General features: G+C 68.5%; 15 protein-coding genes. 12 read left to right on the plus strand and 3 right to left on the minus strand.

The window, feature by feature from the left end:
• The first annotated feature begins 56 nt into the window (after nt 1-56).
• The 5 genes from AB0F44_RS11595 to AB0F44_RS11615 all read left to right on the plus strand — a co-directional run bounded on the left by AB0F44_RS11595 (nt 57) and on the right by AB0F44_RS11615 (nt 5,554).
• Nucleotides 57-995, plus strand: coding sequence for a carbohydrate kinase family protein (locus tag AB0F44_RS11595; protein WP_357355502.1), 939 nt, complete (start codon nt 57-59; stop codon nt 993-995).
• The gene (locus AB0F44_RS11600) at nt 992-1,900 is read left to right on the plus strand and encodes a pseudouridine-5'-phosphate glycosidase (RefSeq protein ID WP_357355504.1); all 909 of its coding nucleotides are present in this window, start codon (nt 992-994) and stop codon (nt 1,898-1,900) included. Before AB0F44_RS11595 ends, AB0F44_RS11600 begins: the two co-directional genes overlap by 4 nt.
• 107 nt (nt 1,901-2,007) lie before the next feature.
• Nucleotides 2,008-3,363, plus strand: a complete 1,356-nt coding sequence (locus tag AB0F44_RS11605) for a metallophosphoesterase family protein (protein WP_357355506.1) — start codon at nt 2,008-2,010, stop codon at nt 3,361-3,363.
• A gap of 20 nt (nt 3,364-3,383) precedes the next feature.
• Nucleotides 3,384-4,487 (plus strand): glycosyltransferase family 2 protein, encoded by a 1,104-nt coding sequence (locus AB0F44_RS11610; RefSeq protein WP_357355604.1) that lies wholly within the window; start codon nt 3,384-3,386, stop codon nt 4,485-4,487.
• Nucleotides 4,488-4,672: 185 nt separating this feature from the next.
• Nucleotides 4,673-5,554: an alpha/beta hydrolase gene (locus AB0F44_RS11615; protein ID WP_357355508.1), complete on the plus strand. Its 882-nt coding sequence runs from the start codon at nt 4,673-4,675 to the stop codon at nt 5,552-5,554.
• Here the strand turns inward: AB0F44_RS11615 and AB0F44_RS11620 are convergent.
• Complete coding sequence (locus AB0F44_RS11620; protein WP_357355510.1) at nt 5,483-6,805, minus strand: MFS transporter; 1,323 nt, start codon at nt 6,803-6,805, stop codon at nt 5,483-5,485. The two genes, AB0F44_RS11615 and AB0F44_RS11620, sit on opposite strands and share 72 nt — an antisense overlap.
• A gap of 150 nt (nt 6,806-6,955) precedes the next feature.
• Between AB0F44_RS11620 and AB0F44_RS11625 the strand changes: the two genes are divergently transcribed.
• From AB0F44_RS11625 to AB0F44_RS11650, 6 genes are all read left to right on the plus strand, one after another.
• Entirely contained in the window at nt 6,956-7,330 is a 375-nt protein-coding gene (locus AB0F44_RS11625) for a YciI family protein (RefSeq protein ID WP_350662949.1), read from the plus strand.
• A 7-nt stretch (nt 7,331-7,337) separates the two neighbouring features.
• Nucleotides 7,338-8,576 (plus strand): RNA polymerase sigma factor, encoded by a 1,239-nt coding sequence (locus AB0F44_RS11630; RefSeq protein ID WP_357355512.1) that lies wholly within the window; start codon nt 7,338-7,340, stop codon nt 8,574-8,576.
• A gap of 97 nt (nt 8,577-8,673) precedes the next feature.
• The gene (locus AB0F44_RS11635) at nt 8,674-9,036 is read left to right on the plus strand and encodes a YciI family protein (protein WP_357355514.1); all 363 of its coding nucleotides are present in this window, start codon (nt 8,674-8,676) and stop codon (nt 9,034-9,036) included.
• Nucleotides 9,037-9,108: 72 nt separating this feature from the next.
• Entirely contained in the window at nt 9,109-11,037 is a 1,929-nt protein-coding gene (locus tag AB0F44_RS11640) for a M3 family metallopeptidase (protein ID WP_357355516.1), read from the plus strand.
• A gap of 238 nt (nt 11,038-11,275) precedes the next feature.
• Nucleotides 11,276-12,580 carry a mechanosensitive ion channel gene (locus tag AB0F44_RS11645; protein WP_357355517.1) on the plus strand — a complete coding sequence of 435 codons (1,305 nt, stop codon included), beginning with the start codon at nt 11,276-11,278 and terminating at the stop codon, nt 12,578-12,580.
• A gap of 154 nt (nt 12,581-12,734) precedes the next feature.
• A complete protein-coding gene (locus AB0F44_RS11650) occupies nt 12,735-13,571 on the plus strand; it encodes a PadR family transcriptional regulator (RefSeq protein WP_357355519.1) in 837 nt (278 codons plus the stop codon).
• 64 nt (nt 13,572-13,635) lie between these two features.
• Here the strand turns inward: AB0F44_RS11650 and AB0F44_RS11655 are convergent, their stop codons facing one another.
• Complete coding sequence (locus AB0F44_RS11655) at nt 13,636-14,868, minus strand: low temperature requirement protein A (protein WP_357355521.1); 1,233 nt, start codon at nt 14,866-14,868, stop codon at nt 13,636-13,638.
• Nucleotides 14,869-14,905: 37 nt separating this feature from the next.
• Here AB0F44_RS11655 and AB0F44_RS11660 point away from each other — a divergent pair, with 37 nt between their 5' ends.
• Nucleotides 14,906-15,577, plus strand: coding sequence for an SIMPL domain-containing protein (locus AB0F44_RS11660; RefSeq protein WP_357355523.1), 672 nt, complete (start codon nt 14,906-14,908; stop codon nt 15,575-15,577).
• 3 nt (nt 15,578-15,580) lie between these two features.
• Here the strand turns inward: AB0F44_RS11660 and AB0F44_RS11665 are convergent, their stop codons facing one another.
• Nucleotides 15,581-16,744 carry an ROK family protein gene (locus AB0F44_RS11665; protein ID WP_350662966.1) on the minus strand — a complete coding sequence of 388 codons (1,164 nt, stop codon included), beginning with the start codon at nt 16,742-16,744 and terminating at the stop codon, nt 15,581-15,583.
• Nucleotides 16,745-16,752 lie beyond the last annotated feature (8 nt).

A 16,752-nucleotide genomic window follows, 5' to 3' on the forward strand; every position in this document is an offset into this window, starting at 1 on the left:
CAAGTTCATACTTTATGAGGGGGCGCGATCTGTGCACCCCACTTACGATTCAAGTGATGAACCCGCAATCTCCGCCAGACATCGTCGTAATCGGCGGCTCCAACATGGATCTCCACGCTCGTGCACACGAGCAGGTGGTGATGGGTTCGAGCATGTCCGGATCCGCCGGGCTCTCGCCCGGCGGCGTGGGCCGCAACGTCGCGGAGAACCTCGCCCGGCTGGGTGACTCGGTGGCGCTGGTCTCGGTCGTCGGCGACGACCCGATCGGCGACGAGGTGATCGCTTACACCGAGGACGTCGGCGTCGACTGCACCTACGTCCGCCGCCGGGCAGACGTACGCACCGGCACCTACAACGCCGTGCTCGACTCCTCCGGTGAGCTGGTGGTTGCGGTGGCCGACATGGCCGCGACCGACGAGTTCTCCCCGCTGGTCGTGGAGGCGGCCCGCGACCTGATCAAGAACGCTCGCGGTGTGCTCGTCGAGGGCAACATCCCGGTCCGAACGGCCGACGTGGCGATCGACCTGGCCCGCGAGTTCGACGTGCCCGTCGGGTTCGACCCGGTCTCGGTGCCGAAGGCGAGGCGGGCGCGTGACCTGATCCGGGCCGATCGCGAGCTCTACCTGGTCACGCCCAACCAGGCCGAGCTGGCCGCGCTGACCGACCTGCCCGCCGGCACCGACGCGGAGATCGAGAAGGCCATCCACTCCCTCCACGACCGAGGTGTCGGCGTCGTCTGGGTGCGCCTCGGCGCCCGTGGCTCGGTGATCAGCTACGACAACGTCTACCAGGAACTTCCCGCCGTACAGACCGATGTCCTCGACGTCACCGGCGCGGGCGATGCGATGCTCGCCGCGTTCACCCATGAGCTCCTCCGAGATGTCGACCTGGTCGCGGCGGCCCGGTTCGGGCACGCCGCGGCGGCGCTGACCTGCGGCACCCACGACACCGTCCGGATGGACCTCAACGAGAGCCTCGTGCGGGAGCTGGCGTGAAGGTCCGGCTCACCGAAGAGGTCGGGGTCGCGCTCGCCGAGGGCCGCCCGGTCGTCGCGCTGGAGTCGACGATCATCAGTCACGGGATGCCCTACCCCGACAACGTCAAGATGGCCACCGAGGTCGAGCAGATCGTGCGCGACAACGGCGCCGTCCCGGCCACGATCGCGCTGCTCGACGGCATCCCACGTGCCGGTCTGTCGCCCGACGACCTCGAGCTCCTCGCCTCCGATCCCGACGTCACCAAGGTCAGCGTCCGCGACCTTCCCTACGTCGTCGCCCGCGGTCTCCACGGCGCGACCACCGTCGCGGCCACCATGCGCCTGGCGGCCATGGTCGGGATCAGGACGTTCGTGACCGGCGGGCTCGGTGGCGTACACCGGGGTGCGGCGACGTCCTTCGACATCTCCGCCGACCTGACCGAGCTGGCCCGCACCCAGGTCGCGGTGGTGAGCGCCGGCGTGAAGTCGATCCTCGACATCGGCCTGACCCTGGAGACCCTGGAGACGTACGGGGTGCCGGTGCTGGTCAACGGGAGCGACGAGTTCCCGGCCTTCTACTCCCGCAGCTCCGGGTTCGCGGCGCCGCTGCGCATCGACGGCCCCGGCGAGGCCGCCGCGGTCGTGAAGGCCACCTGGGACCTCGGCCTCCCCAGCGGCCTGGTCATCGCCAACCCGGTCCCGGTCGCCGACGAGATCCCCGCCGAGGTGATCGGGAAGCACATCGACCAGGCTCTCGCCGACGCCGAGGCGCGCGACATCCACGGTAAGGACATCACCCCGTTCCTGCTCGCCCGGATCGTCGAGCTGACCGGCGGCGACTCCCTGGCCACCAACATCGCTCTCGTACGCGACAACGCAGCCTTCGGCGCCCAAATGGCAGCATCCCATGCCGCGAGCGTCTAATTCCTCACCACTCGTTCACCCGGGCGACACCGCACGTGGCCTAACGTCTCGTCTACCTATGCGTTGATCCTCCCGTGACCGATAGCCCCCACATTGGCCAGACCACGATGGCCCCTTCCAGGCGCACCTTCCTCAAGGCCGGCCTGATCGGTGGTGCCGGTGTCGTCGCCGGCCCGATGCTGTGGACGCAGGCTGCCAGGTCGGCTGCACCGGCCACGGGCGTACATCTGTCGTACGGCGCCAACCCGGTCAAGCAGATGAACATCTCCTGGTCGACCGCCGGGTCGGTCCAGTCACCGCGGCTCGACCTGGGCATGACGCCCGACTACGGTCTCACCCTTCGACCCGAGTCGCTCTCCTCGATCCGGGTCGACAGCGTCTACCACCACGTGGACCTCAGCGACCTGCGACCGGGCACGCGCTACTACTACCGGCTCAGCCACGACGGGGGCACCGCGACCAGGGGCTCGTTCACCACCGCCCCGAAGACCACAGGGTCCTTCCGGTTCGCCGCCTTCGGCGACATGGGCGTGGCCGAGGACGCCGCGCGAAACGTGAACCTGATCCGCCAGCAGCGCGCCGAGTTCGCGTTCGTCGTCGGTGACATCGCCTACGCCGACACCGGTGGCCAGGGCAAGAGCGGGGAGTTGCAGCAGGACTTCGGTGTCTGGGACGAGTTCCTGACCCAGATCCAGCCCAGCGCCAACGCGATCCCGTGGATGACCGTCGTCGGCAACCACGAGATGGAGAACGGCAACGGCGAGCTCGGCTACGACGGTTACCGCGCCCGCTTCCGTCACCCCGGCAACGGTGCCGGCGGCGGACCGGAGACCTACGCCTTCGTCCGCGGCAACGTCGCCTTCATCGCCCTCGACGGCAACGACGCGACGTACGAGTACACGCGGAACGCGGGCTACCTCGGCGAGACGCTGGACAGCTGGCTCGAGGAGCGGCTGGCCGCCTTCCGGGCCCGCAACGACATCGACTTCATCCTGGTCGGCTTCCACCAGTGCGCCTACTGCACCAACATCGCGCACGCCTCGGACGGTGGCATCCGCGACCGTTGGGAGGCGCTCTTCGACCGCCACCAGGTCGATGTCGTGATCAACGGGCACAACCACTGCTACGAGCGCACCCACCTGATGCGCGACGGCAAGCCGGTCCAGGAGGCGCCGCGCGGCTCCACGGTCAGCACCAACGACGGGACCATCTACATCACCGCCGGCGGTGGTGGCGGTTCGACCTACCCCGACGTCCTGCCGGTGCTCTCCTACTACACGGACAAGAACGGCCTGAAGATCCCCGAGCCGACGACCTACCGCGCCGTCGGCGACGCCACCCACTCGGTCGCGTTCTTCGATGCGCACCCGCGCGACGCCCACGGGCAGGCGAGGCTGGACCTCGAAGTCATCGCTACCGACGGGTCCAAGGTCGACACGCTCACCATCGCTAGGTCGCGTTGATGCGCACCCAATTAGAGTTGATGCGCGTGGGGGGATTCAGAAGGAGGAAGCCGAGGTTGCTCAGCGTCGTCGTGCCTGTCTACAACGTGGCCGACTACGTCGCCGAGAGCCTCGACAGCATCCTTCATCAGCCGTTGCGCGAGGTCTGTGCCATCGAGGTGATCGTCGTCGACGACGGCTCCACCGACGGGTCGGCCGAGATCGTCAAGGACATCGCCGCGAAGGACCCTCGGGTCACGCTGATCACCCAGCCCAACTCCGGTGTCTCCATCGCCCGTCACACCGGGATCGAGGCCACCACCGGTGACCTGCTCACCTTCGTCGACCCCGACGACATCCTGCCCCGCGACGCCTGGAGCACGATGGTGAAGACGCTGCGGCGTACGGGCTCCGACTTCGTGGTCGGCTCCGCCGAGCGCGTCACCCTCGTGAACGGCGAGGAGCGGAGGTACGTCACCCCGCTGATGCGCCGCAACCACACCCGGACCCGCCTCGGATGCCGGATCGAGGACGCTCCGCTGATGCTCGCGGACGTGTTCGTGTGGAACAAGATCTTCCGGCGCTCCTTCTGGACCGACAACGACATCACGTTCCCCGAGCGCACCCGCTACCAGGACCAGGTGGCCCTGACCCAGGCGTTCCTGGCCGCCAGGAGCTTCGACATCCTCACCGACGTCGTCTACGACTGGCGGGTCCGCTCCGACTTCTCCTCCGCGACCCAGAAGCGTGCCCAGATCGCCAACCTGCTCGAGCGGATCAGCACCAAGCGCCAGACCGTCGAGCTCGTTGCCGGCTCCGGCTCGGCGAAGCTGATGCGTACGCTGCGCACCGAGATCCTCCCGATCGACATGTGGGAGCACTTCCGCGCGTCGGTCAACCCCACCACCGAGGACCCCGACCGCTACTGGGCGTTGTTGCGCGGCGCCGTCCTCGAGTTCTGGTACGACGCAGGCGTCCCCTTCGAGGAGACCACCGTCCCGCGTGGCCAGCGCCTGATGGCCTGGTTGGTCTCGCAGGACCGCCGCGACGACCTCGCCGCCCTCATCGAGACGATCGACGAGCGAGGTCCGGCCAGGGGCATCGAGGCGTTCGCCGCCGCGGAGGATCTGCCGGTCGGGCTATGAGCGCACCGGGATCCCTGGGCCTCCATCGGAAGCCCTGGGGCGTATAACACGGCCCTAGTGGCTCAGGGACTTAAGACCTGCGATATACCCAGATGCGTAGGGAATTGGGCGATTCCCGTTGCACGCCTGTTCCCCGGGGGGCAAGGTGTGGGCACCCCACGTCATTGCTTCGAGGAGCCCACTGAATGCCCAGCGTCGAGCTGTCGGCCGGTCCGATCGACTTCGAGGATACCGGCGGTGACGGCCCTGTCCTCGTACTCCTCCACGGAGTGCCGATGGACGGCCGTCTGTGGCGCCGTGCGCTGCCCTACCTGGGTGGCTTCCGGGTGATCCGGCCGACGCTGCCGCTGGGTGGTCACCGGCAGCCGATGCGCCCCGACGCGGACCTGAGCCAGCAGGGTGTGGCGAGCATCCTCGGCGACTTCCTCGACGCGCTCGACCTCCACGACGTCACCCTGGTCCTCAACGACTGGGGCGGCGGCCAGTTCCTCATCAACGCCGACCGCACCGACCGCATCGCGCGGCTGGCGCTGGTGGCGTGCGAGGCCTTCGACAACTACCCGCCCAAGGCGGCCAAGCCGCTGGCGGTGCTCTCGAAGGTGCCGCCGCTGTTCACCGCCGCGCTTCAGTTGCTCCGTATGGAGAGCTTCCGGCAGATGAGCTCCGGCTACGGCGGGATGTCGGTCGACAAGAGCTACCACCTCTACGACGACCTGGTGCACGGCTGGTTCGCGCCGGCGCTGACCGACCGGGCGATCCGCCGCGACTTCATCAAGTTCGCCGGCGGCGCTCCTGGTCGCGACGAGCTGCTCGAGCTGGCCGAGGGGCAGCAGAAGTTCACCAAGCCGGTCCTCGTTGTCTGGGCCGATCAGGACACGATGATGCCCGCCGAGCACGGTCCGCGCCTGGCCGCGCACTATCCCGACGCGCGGCTGGAGATCGTCAAGGACTCCTCGACGTTGGTGCCGATCGACCAGCCCGAGCTGCTCGCCGGGCTACTTCGCGAGTTCGTTCTCGGTGGGCGCGGTCCGGTTGACCCGGTACGCGAGGAAGCTCGGGACGAGTAGCGCGCACACCGCGATCCCGAGGAGGTTGAGCAGGCCGCCTCCGGTGGTCGCGATCGCGGTGCCGACCACGGCCGCCGCACCTCCGTGCAGGACGTCGGCCACCCGCGGGCCACCCGCGACGACGACAGTGAAGACCCCCTGCAGCCGGCCGCGCACGTTGTCGTCGGCCGCCGATTGCAGGATCGACATCCGGATGGCCGCGGAGGCCACGTCGGCGGCGCCGGCGACCATCATGAAGAACACGGCGAGCCCCAGCATCAGAGCAGTGCTGCGCTTGTCCACAGCGAGGTCCGCGAACGCGACGGTGAGCCCGAAGAGGGTGATGCCGAGGGCCCACACGCCGATGCAGTAGATGACCACGCGGCCCTGGGCCTCGATGCGCGAGACCCAGCCGGAGAAGATCCCACCGATCACCGCGCCGGCCGGGATGGCCGCGAAGAGCAGCGCGAACGCGATCCCGCCCTCCGACGGGCCGCCGAAGGACTCGTGGGCGATCTGCGGGAACAGCGCCCGCGGCATCGCGAAGACCATTGCGATCAGGTCGACGACGAAGCTCATCAGCAGCACTGGCTGATGGCGCAGGTAGGCGAACCCGTCCCACACCGAACGCAGCCCGGGGACCTTCGCGCCGGCCCCCTCGACGGGGAGCTTCGGCAGCAGCACGACCGCGTAGAGGGTCGCGAACAGCGTGACGGTGTCGATGGCGTACAGCCAGGTGAACCCGGTGAACGGCAACATCACGCCGGCGACCAGCGGTCCCGCGATCGCGCCGGCCTGGAAGACCGTCATGCTGAGCGAGTTGGCGGCCGGGAGTAGGTGCGCGGGCAGGATCTTGGGCAGCAGCGAGTTCCGGGTCGGCTGGTTGACCGCGAAGAAGGCCTGCTGGACCGAGAAGAGGCACAGCAGCAGCCAGACGTTGGTGTTGCCGAGCGCGGACTGGAGCCAGAAGAGCGCGCTGGTGCCGATCAGCCCGGTGGTCGAGACCATCAGGATCGTACGCCGGTCGAAGTGGTCCGCGAGCGCGCCGCCGTAGAGGCCGAAGACGATCAGCGGGACCAGCCCGAAGACACCCGTCAGCCCGACGTACGCCGAGGAGCCGGTGTCCGCGTAGATCTGGGCCGGCACCGCGACGACGGTCAGTTGGGCGCCGATCATGGTGATGATCCCGGCGATCCACAGTCGCCGGAAGTGCGGCTCCTGCAGAGGGCGGGTGTCCGCGACGGCACCCTTGAGCTTGGCGCTGATGCTCATCGCTGTGCGGTCTTCGACATGGTTACCGATGCTAAGGGATTGAATTTACCTGGAGAAATTCTGATGTGAGGTGTCGGATCGGGGTGTAGACGTTCGTAGCAAGGGTGAGAGGCGGCCACCGAGGCCGTCCGACACAAAGGAGTGAGCACCATGGCCAAGTACCTGATGTCCGTCTGGGGTCCCGACTCGGACTACGAGAAGGAGAACTACGGCTACGCCTCGGAGGAAGAGATGATGAAGTCGTTCGAGGCGACCGGGAAGTTCAACGACAAGCTCCAGCAGGAGGGCTACTTCGTCTTCGCCGACGGCCTCGATGCCGCGAAGACGGCGACCGTCGTCGACGGTCAGGGCGAGAAGCCGGTCATCACCGACGGCCCCTATGCAGAGGCCAAGGAGTACATGGCGGGCTTCTGGATCATCGACGTCCCCGACCTCGATGTCGCTCTCAAGCTCGCCGCCGAGGCGTCCGCGGCCTGCCTCGGCAAGGTCGAGGTACGCCCGATGCAGACCGGCCCCGAGGCGTGAACCGCTGTTGACCGATATCGACGAGGCGATCACCCGAGCCCACCAGGGGGAGTGGGCACGGGTGGTCGCCAGCCTCGCCAAGCGCTTCGGCGACCTCGACATCGCCGAGGAAGCCGCGGCCGAGGCGTTCACGGTCGCAGTCGAGCGCTGGCCGCTCGATGGCGTACCCCCGAACCCGGGCGCGTGGCTCACCACCACCGCCAACCGCCGCGCGATCGACCGGATCCGCCGCGAGTCCAAACGTGACGACAAGCAGAAGGAGGCCGTTGCGATGCACGATGACACCCCGCACGAGCCTCTCGGCGCCATCGAGGACGACCGGCTCCGACTGCTGTTCACCTGCTGCCACCCCGCGCTCGCGCCCGAGGCGCGGATCGCGCTGACGCTGCGTATGGTCGGCGGCCTGACCGTGCCCGAGATCGCGAACGCCTTCCTGGTCCAGGAGACCACGATGGGCCAGCGGATCACCCGCGCGAAGACCAAGATCAAGGCCGCCCACATCCCTTACCGGGTCCCCGAGGCGGCCGACCTCCCCGAGCGCGTCACGGGCGTCCTGGCAGTCCTCTTCCTGGTCTTCAACGAGGGCTATCTCTCCTCCGGCGACCACGAGAATCCCGTACGCGGCGACCTGACCCTCGAGGCCATCCGGCTGACCCGCCTGGTCCGCGCGCTGCTCCCCGACGACGGCGAGGTCGTCGGCCTGCTGGCCCTGATGCTGCTGATCGAGGCGCGGCGTACGGCACGGATCTCGGCGACCGGAGAACTGGTCCGGCTCGATGAGCAGGACCGCGGCTCGTGGGATCTCGCGCTGATCGTCGAGGGCCACGCGCTGGTGCGCGAGCGGCTCGAGGTCGTCGCGAACGGCGGCCCGCGTCCGGGGCGTTACCAGATCCTGGCCGCCATCAACGCCGTGCACACCTCGGTGCGCGACGCCCGCGACACCGACTGGTCCCAGATCGTCGCGCTCTACGACCAGATGATCCGGGTCGACGGCTCACCGATCGTCCGGCTCAACCGCGCGATCGCCGTCGCCGAGCTGGACGGGCCCGAAGTCGCGCTGGCCGAGATCGACCGGCTCGGCCTGGACGACTACCACGCGTTCCATGCCACCCGAGCCGATCTGCTGCGCCGCCTCGGCCGCAGCGGCGAGTCCCGCGCGGCGTACGACAAGGCCATCGAGCTCGCCGAGAACGCCGCCGAGGTCGCGCTGCTGACCAGGCGCCGGGACCAGCTCGGACGAAGCTGAAGATATTTCGCCTGACCCTGTCGGATCGGCACAGCTGCGTTCGTAGAAGTAGTGAGTGGCGGTCACCGGACCGCCCGGAGACGAGGAGACTGAGCGAATGCCCGAGTACATGATCGCGTTCAACGACGAGTGGGTGGCCGAGCACACCATGGAGCAGCTGCGGCAGAAGAGCATCGCCTCGAAGGCAGTGCTCGACGAGATGAAGGCCGCCGGGGTCTTCGTCTACGCCAACGGCGGGATCGACGCCTCGACCGCCCTCTTCAGCGTGGAGGCGGAGAACGGAGATGCCGTCTTCACCGACGGTCCCTACGTCGAGACCAAGGAGCACATCGGCGGCTTCACCGTCATCGACGTGGCCGATGACGAGGCAGCCCGCTACTGGGCCGGCCGGGTGGCGGTCTGCCTCGACTGGCCGCAGGAGGTTCACCGCTTCCCGGACCCGCGTAGGTTCGAGGAGTGAGCACCCGGACCTGATCCGACGCTTCGCTGAATCTCGGCGGCGAAGCGTTTCAGGTCGTGGCAGGCTTGCCGCATGACGCCAGAGCCGCTTGCCCTGCCCGAGACCGAAGCCGCGGAGAGCTGGGTCAAGGAGCGTACGTCCGCGACGCTGACCCACGTTCGGGAGCTGGCCGAGAAGCTGCGGACCGCGCCGCCGAGCGAGGCGATCGAGGTGCTGAAGGCCTGGGACGAGCTGTCCCTCGAGCTCGGCTCGCTCGGCGGCCTGGCCGGCCTGCTCGCCAACGTGCACCCCGTCGAAGCGGTCCGTACGGCGTGCGAGGACACCGAGGTCGAGGTCGACCGGCTGCGCACCGAGCTGACGCAGGACCAGGCGCTCTACCGCGTCTTCGCGGACCTTCCCACCGACCAGACGGACGCTCTCGACCCGCTGGCCAAGCGGCTCCTGGAGAAGACGCTGCTGGACTTCACCCGCGCGGGCGTCGACCGTGACGACGCCACCCGGGCCCGGCTCACCGAGATCAACGAACGGCTCACCGAGCTCAACCTCGAGTTCGCCCGGGTGGCCCGGGACGACGTACGCATCACCACGGCCACGCCCGAACAGCTGGACGGGATGCCGGCCGACTGGCTGGAGGCGCACCCGGTCAACGACAAGGGGCTCGTGGAGATCACCACCGACTACCCGGACGCGCTCCCCGCCCGGATGTTCGTGAAGGATCCCGCGATCCGTCGCGCCGTCACGGTGGCCGGGCTCGAGCGCGGCTGGCCGCACAACGAAGCGGTTCTGAAGGAGATGTTCGCGCTGCGTCACGAGCTGGCCAACCTGGTCGGCTACGAGGACTGGCCCGCCTTCGACGCCGCGGTGAAGATGATCGGCGAGGGGCCGGCGATCCCGGAGTTCATCGACAAGATCGCCGGCGCCTCCGAGGGGCGGATGAAGCGCGACCTCGAGGTGCTCCTCGACCGCTACGCCCGGGACGTCCCCGGGGCCAGCGCGGTCTCCTCCGCCGACGCGCTCTACTACGAGGAGCTGGTGCGGCAGGAGAAGTACGACGTCGACAGCCAGGTGGTGCGTACTTTCTTCGACTTCGCGAAGGTGCACCAGGGGCTGCTGGACGTCACCGGGCGGCTCTTCGGGCTGCGCTATGAGCCGGTCTCCGACGTCGTCACCTGGCACGAGGACGTGAGCGTCTTCGACGTCTACCAGCGGGACGGCGACGAGCCCCTCGGCCGGATCCATCTCGACCTGCACCCCCGCGAGGGCAAGTACAAGCACGCCGCGCAGTTCGACCTGGCACCCGGCGTGAAGGGCCGGCAGCTCCCCGAGGGCGTGCTGGTCTGCAACTTCTCCCGCGGTCTGATGGAGCACGACCACGTGGTGACGCTCTTCCACGAGTTCGGCCACCTGATCCACCACGTGCTGGGAGGACAGGGCGAGTGGGCGCGGTTCTCCGGGGTCGCGACGGAGTGGGACTTCGTCGAGGCGCCGAGCCAGATGCTCGAGGAGTGGGCCTGGGACGCCGACGTACTCCAGACCTTCGCCATCAACGCGGCCGGCGAGCCGATCCCGGCCGATCTGGTCGCCCGGATGCGGGCCGCGGACGACTTCGGCAAGGGCTACCACGCACGGCAGCAGATGTTCTACGCCGCGATCTCCTACTGGTTCCACAAGGAGCAGCCCGACGACCTGACCAAGCGGCTCGAGGAGCTCCAGGCGGCGTACTCTCCCTACCCCTACCTCGAGGGCACCCACTTCTTCGCCAACTTCGGCCACCTCGGCGGCTACTCCTCGGCCTACTACACCTACATGTGGTCGCTGGTCATCGCGAAGGACCTCTTCAGCGCCTTCGACCGGGACAACCTGTTCGACCCCGATGTGGCAGGGCGCTACCGCGATCTCGTGCTCGCCCGCGGTGGTGAGAAGGACGCCGCCGACCTGGTCGCCGACTTCCTCGGACGGCCCTACTCCTTCGATGCGTACGCGGCCTGGTTGGTCGCCTGACGCGTCGCATAAGCAACGGTAAATACGGGTACGTCCGCTGCGGGGATGTAGCAGGCTCTGGGTGTGGGCTTTTCGTAAAGGTTGACGCATTTTGCGTCCGTTGGAGCGGCAAACTTGCGTCTTGGGCCTCGCTGGGTAAACGTCTCTAGAGCAGAGGTGCCTGTTGCGTGCGCCACTCGGGACTGCGCGTCGATTCCCAGGCACCCTGAATCCAATACCCGCATAGGGGGAGAGATACATGGATGCCTTGAAGGACATCGACTGGGTGGGTCTCGGTGGCAAGGTGCTTGCCGCCATCGCCATCCTCGTCGTCACGTGGATCATTGCCAAGATCGTCGCGTGGGCGTTCAAGAAGCTGACCTCGAAGATCGGAGCGCTCCAGAAGGCCGGCTCGGACGGTGACAGCATCGGCGCGAGCCTCGGCTCGGTGGCAGCCCTACTCGTCTGGCTATTCGGTCTGATTGCGCTGCTGCAGCTCTTTGGGCTCTCGCAGGTGCTCTCGCCGATCCAGGGTCTGCTCGACGGGATCCTCGGGTTCCTGCCGAACCTCATCGGGGCCATCTTCGTGTTCATCGTCGGTGCGCTGCTCGCCAAGGTGGTGCGCCAGCTCGTCGAGACCGCACTCGGGGCGCTGCCGTGGGACCGTTGGCTCGGTGACGGCGCTCGCAAGGCGAGCGACACGATGGACGCCACGGTCGGGGTCGACCCGAACCGAACCCGAGTGTCGGGTCAGGCGCCCGAGACCGCTCCGCCGGGATCCGCGACTCCCGCGGGTGCCTCGCAGGGTCACCAGATCGTCAAGGTCATCGGCCTGGTCCTCTACTCGATGATCATGATCGTGGTCGCGATCGCCGCCCTGCAGATCCTCGGCATCCGGTCGATCTCCGACCCGGCGACCGGCATGCTCGACATGATCCTGGCGGCCATCCCGAAGATCATCGCCGCGGGCATCCTGCTCGCGATCGGCGTCTTCATCGCTCGCTTCGCTGCCGAGCTGCTCGGTGGCATCATCGACGGCCTCGGCCTGGACCGGGCGCTGCACTCGATGGACGTGCTCCCCGCCGACAGGAGCGCCACCCCGGCGGTCACCAAGATCGTGCAGATCGGCATCGTGCTGTTCTTCGCCGTGATGGCCGCGCAGATGCTTGACTTCCCGCAGATCACCGCCTTCATCAGCGAGGTGCTCGAGCTGGGCGGCAAGGTCATCTTCGGTGCGGCGATCATCGCTGCCGGCTTCTTCATCGCGACGACCATCGCCAGGCTGGTCTCCGGCGCGGCCTCGCAGATCCTGAAGTACGCCACGATCGCGCTGTTCGTCGCGATCGGGCTGAAGTTCATGGGCCTGGCCGACTCGATCATCAACCTCGGCTTCGGTGCCGTGGTCGTCGGTGGTGCCCTTGCCGCGGCACTCGCCTTCGGTCTCGGTGGTCGCGAGGCTGCCGCCCGGGAGCTCGAGCGGCTCCAGGCTGAGCGCGATGGCGTGCGTACGCCTGCTGCGCCGACCGCTCAGAACCCGACGCCGCCGCCGACGCCCGGCGTCTGATCGCACTCACGACCCTCAGGGTCTGACTCAGGGAGCCCCCGGATCTTCGGGGGCTCCCTTGCTTTTGACTTGAATCGCTCTGATTGTCGGCGTAAGATCACGATATATCGCGAAGGAACGCGATCTAGTCTTCCGAAAGTAAGTGAGAAACCTGATGACGTACAACAACAGCAACCCTTGGGGTGAGTGGATCGACCAGATGGGTCGAGAGTTCGGCAAGGGCGGCCCACGCCGCTCCCATGGCTGGCAGGGTGGTCCCGGTTGGGGCGGACCTGGCGGTCCCGGTTGGCAGGGCGGCCACCACGGTCGCGGTCGTGGACCCGCTGGTCCGCCGCCGTGGATCGCCGCGCTTCTCGGCTTCGAGAACCAGCCCCCGCAGCGGCCCGGTCCCCGGGTCCGTCGTGGTGACGTACGCTCCGCGATCATCTACGTGATGGCCGAAGCGGCCGAGCAGGCCCAGGTGATCAACGGCTACCAGGTGATCCAGCAGATCTCCGAGCGCAGCTCGGGTGAGTGGCGGCCGAGCCCCGGCTCGGTCTACCCGACCATCCAGCAGCTCGAGGACGAGGGTCTCGTGGAGTCCGACGACGAGCACGGCCGCCGGGCGATCCGGCTGACCGAGGCCGGCAAGACCTACGCCACCGAGCACGCCGACGAGCTGGCAGCTGTCTGGACGCCGTTCGACAAGGCCGTCGACAACGCCCGCGGCCAGGGTCGCGGCGGCCGTGGTGGTCCCGGTGGTCTGGGTGACCTGGCCGGATTCGGAGTCCTCGGCGGCGAGCTCGCCCAGGTCCTCCCGGCCGTGTGGCAGCTCGCCACCTCCGGCACTGACGCCCAGCGCCAGGCCGCCGCCGACGTCCTCGCCGACACCCGGCGCAAGCTCTACGGCATCCTGGCGGCCGGCGACGACGAGCACACCGTCACGGCCGAGCAGATCGACGAGGTCGAGGAGTCCGAGGACGGCGAGCCCGGCCCCGACCCGAAGCCCTGATGTCCTCCAACGGCAAGTGCCCCGCGCTCTCGAGCGTGGGGCACTTACTCATTTGAGGCGTGAATCAGAGGGCGTCGAGGTGCTGGGCCAGGTGGCGATGGCCGACGACCTCGTAGCCGACGATGGTGACCACCGGAGCCAGAGCCACGACGACGAGGCACCACGACACCGGCACGCCCGCGATCGCCATCGCGACGCTCGCGACGAGCACGGTCATGGTGAGGGCGACCAGGAGGATGTGGAACGGGTCGATGACGTGCATGAACATGTTGTAGAGGAGGTAGAGGACCAAGGCGTACACCCCGACCGGGAGCGCGACGGAGAGGACCGTGCCGACCTCGCCGAGCTTGGATTCGTGCTCGAGCAGGTAGGCGGCGACGTGCAGGCCGGCTCCGGTGGCCGCAATCGCGGCGAAGAGCAGGATGTGGCCGTAGCCCCACAGGAACGAGCGGTCGCGGCGCCGCTCGAGCATGGTGGCCCAGGGGATCGTGAAGTAGGTCCACCACTGGCCGAAGGTCAGGCCGATACCGGCGGCGAGCAGCAGGATCGCGTCGAGGCTCCAGCCCAGCTCGGGCTCGTGGACGATGGCGGACATCACCGCGACGGTGCCGATCACGCCCTCGCCGAGGGTGATGATCGTCAACAGGCCATAGCGCTCGGCGATGTGGTCGGCGTGCCAGGGAGTGCCACCGACGCGACGCTCGGCGATGAACGGCCCGACCAGCTCGATCACCAGGGGCACCATCATCGCGGCGAACGCCGTCGCCACGTCGAGCGGCAGGATGGCGATGACGCACCAGAGCACCTGCGAGCTGAGGACGGACACGAGGTAGACCCGGTGTGCCCCGCGCCGGCCCGGGTCCTGGCGCCAAGCGCGCAGCCACTGGCCGCAGAGCGCGACCCGCATCACGACGTACCCGGCGATCATGATCTCGTTGTGGAGCTGGTCGCCCTCGTGGACGCTCTCGAACATCTCCGGCAGGCCGAGGGCCATGATGATCACGCCGACCATCTGCAGCATCGTGAGCAGCCGGAACGCCCAGTCGTCGGTGTCGTACGCCGAGGCCATCCAGGAGTAGTTGATCCACGCCCAGCAGATCGCGAACGAGGCGAAGCAGAACGCCACGATCCCCGCTACGACGTGGCCTTCCGCGAGCTGATGGGCCAGCTCGTTGCCGCTCATGCCGAAGGCCACGACGAAGGTGAGGTCGAAGAGCAGCTCCAAGGGAGTCGCGGCCCGATGCTCCTCGTGCGGGTCGCGTCCGGTCATCTGGCGCAGGCGGCTGGTTGCATTCACGTGGTGAGGATAGGACGTCGGGCGTACGTTTCTTGGCATGAGCGAAGTCCTGATCAAGGTGCGCGGGTCGCACACTGTGGAGGTGGCGCCGGAACGAGGGGTGGTGTCCGCCGAGATCCGGTTCGACGGTCCCGCGCCGGAGCCGGTGATGGAGCAGCTGCGGCGTGGGCTGCACGGAGTGCGTACGGAGCTCGAGCGGCTCGAGCAGGAGGGCGCGATCAAGAGGCTCGTCATCCAGCGGGCGCGCACCTCGGCCGAGCGGCCCTGGCACAAGGACGGCAAGCAGCTGCCGCTGGTGCACCGCGCCACGGTCGGTCTCTGGGCGGAGTTCGTCGACTTCAAGGCGCTGGCGACATGGGTCGGGCGCACCGCGGGCAACGAAGGTCTACGGGTCGACCACGTCTCGTGGCAGCTGACCAAGGAGAGCCGTCTGAAGGTCGAGCGTGACGTACGTCAGGAGGCGGTGCGCCAGGCCAAGGTGCGCGCACAGGACTACGCCGATGCGCTCGACCTCGGCCCGGTCGCGGTCCGGAGCATCAACGATGTCGGCGTCAGCCGCGAGGTGACGTACGCGTCGGCGATGGACATGGAGATGGCCCCCGCCGGAGCCCGGAAGGCGGGCTCGGGTGCACCCGATCTGGCCTTCGATCCCGACGACATCTCGGTCTACGCCGAGGTCGAAGTAGCCTTCACCGTCGGAGCGAAGTAGGGGTCATTTCGCGACGGCTTCGAGGTGGGCATCGAGCCGCTCGGGCGAGAGCAGGTGGTTGATGACCACCGCGGCACAGCCGACCATGCCGGTGGAGTCGGCGTGGGTGGACGGGACGAAGGTCAGGTCGCGCGTGGCCAGCGCGGTCGAGCGCGAGTAGACGGTCTCGCGTACGCCTGCGGTGTAGAGGTCGAAGGCACCGGCCATGTCACCACCGATGACGACGACCTCGGGGTTGAGCAGGTTGATCGCGATCGCCAGCACCTCGCCGAGCTGGCGACCGGCCTCGCGCAGCAGGCCGCGGGCGATGGCGTCGCCGGCGAGCGCGGCGGCGACCAGGTCGCGGATGTGGCCGGCGGAGACGCCTGAGTCGACCAGACCCTGGGTCAGCGCCCAGCCGGCCGCAACCGTCTCCAGGCACCCAGTGGCCCCGCATCGGCAGGGGCGCTCGCCGGCGGACTCGACCCGGGTGTGGCCGATCTCGCCGACGGCACCGGCGTGGCCGCGCAGCACCCGGCCGTCGGCGATGACCGCCAGGCCTAGACCGGTCGACGCCTTCACGACGAGCGCATCATTCGGGTGCAGCCCGCTGCCGAAGAGCTCGGCCGTGGCCAGGGCGTCGGTGTCGTTGACGAGCACCAGCGGTCCGTCGGTGAGCCGGTCGAAGTAGGGGTCGAGCGCGACCCCGTCCCAGCCCCGCATCACCGGTGAGTCGACCGAGACCAGGCGGACGGGGTCGACGACGCCGGGCAGGCTCATCCCGACGCCGAGCACGGGCGGCTCGATGCCCTCCAGGAGCCGCTCGAGCCGGTCGGTCACGTCGGGCATGAGGTCATCGGCGGCGATGCCGACCTCGTGGTCACGGGTGTCGCCGGCCAGCTCGCGGCCGTCGAGATCGAAGACGGCGAGCTGGCTGCGGGAGCGCCCGATCGCCACCGCCAGCACCACCCCGGCGTCCGCGTTGAAGGTGAGCGAGCCCGGCGGCCGGCCGCCGGTGGAGGCGAGCTCCTCCCCAGTGAGGATCAGTCCGGCGTCGACGAGGGCCGAGACGCGAGAGACCACAGCCGTACGCGACAGACCGGTCGTCTTCTGCAGATCGCTGCGGGTCAGGGCGCGTCCGGAGCGCACCAGAGCGAGGACGTCGGCGGCGGTTGTCATCTCGGGCATGGGGTGAA

This window comes from Nocardioides sp. NPDC023903 (assembly GCF_040639295.1).
In the GTDB taxonomy this organism is placed as follows: domain Bacteria; phylum Actinomycetota; class Actinomycetes; order Propionibacteriales; family Nocardioidaceae; genus Nocardioides.

Coding starts and splice junctions, on each gene's coding strand:
- AB0F44_RS11595 (WP_357355502.1), top strand. CDS start 57: ATGAACCCGCAATCTCCGCCAGACATCGTCGTAATCGGCGGCTCCAAC.
- AB0F44_RS11605 (WP_357355506.1), top strand. CDS start 2,008: ATGGCCCCTTCCAGGCGCACCTTCCTCAAGGCCGGCCTGATCGGTGGT.
- AB0F44_RS11610 (WP_357355604.1), top strand. CDS start 3,384: ATGCGCGTGGGGGGATTCAGAAGGAGGAAGCCGAGGTTGCTCAGCGTC.
- AB0F44_RS11615 (WP_357355508.1), top strand. CDS start 4,673: ATGCCCAGCGTCGAGCTGTCGGCCGGTCCGATCGACTTCGAGGATACC.
- AB0F44_RS11620 (WP_357355510.1), bottom strand. CDS start 6,805: ATGAGCATCAGCGCCAAGCTCAAGGGTGCCGTCGCGGACACCCGCCCT.
- AB0F44_RS11625 (WP_350662949.1), top strand. CDS start 6,956: ATGGCCAAGTACCTGATGTCCGTCTGGGGTCCCGACTCGGACTACGAG.
- AB0F44_RS11635 (WP_357355514.1), top strand. CDS start 8,674: ATGCCCGAGTACATGATCGCGTTCAACGACGAGTGGGTGGCCGAGCAC.
- AB0F44_RS11640 (WP_357355516.1), top strand. CDS start 9,109: ATGACGCCAGAGCCGCTTGCCCTGCCCGAGACCGAAGCCGCGGAGAGC.
- AB0F44_RS11645 (WP_357355517.1), top strand. CDS start 11,276: ATGGATGCCTTGAAGGACATCGACTGGGTGGGTCTCGGTGGCAAGGTG.
- AB0F44_RS11650 (WP_357355519.1), top strand. CDS start 12,735: ATGACGTACAACAACAGCAACCCTTGGGGTGAGTGGATCGACCAGATG.
- AB0F44_RS11660 (WP_357355523.1), top strand. CDS start 14,906: ATGAGCGAAGTCCTGATCAAGGTGCGCGGGTCGCACACTGTGGAGGTG.
- AB0F44_RS11665 (WP_350662966.1), bottom strand. CDS start 16,744: ATGCCCGAGATGACAACCGCCGCCGACGTCCTCGCTCTGGTGCGCTCC.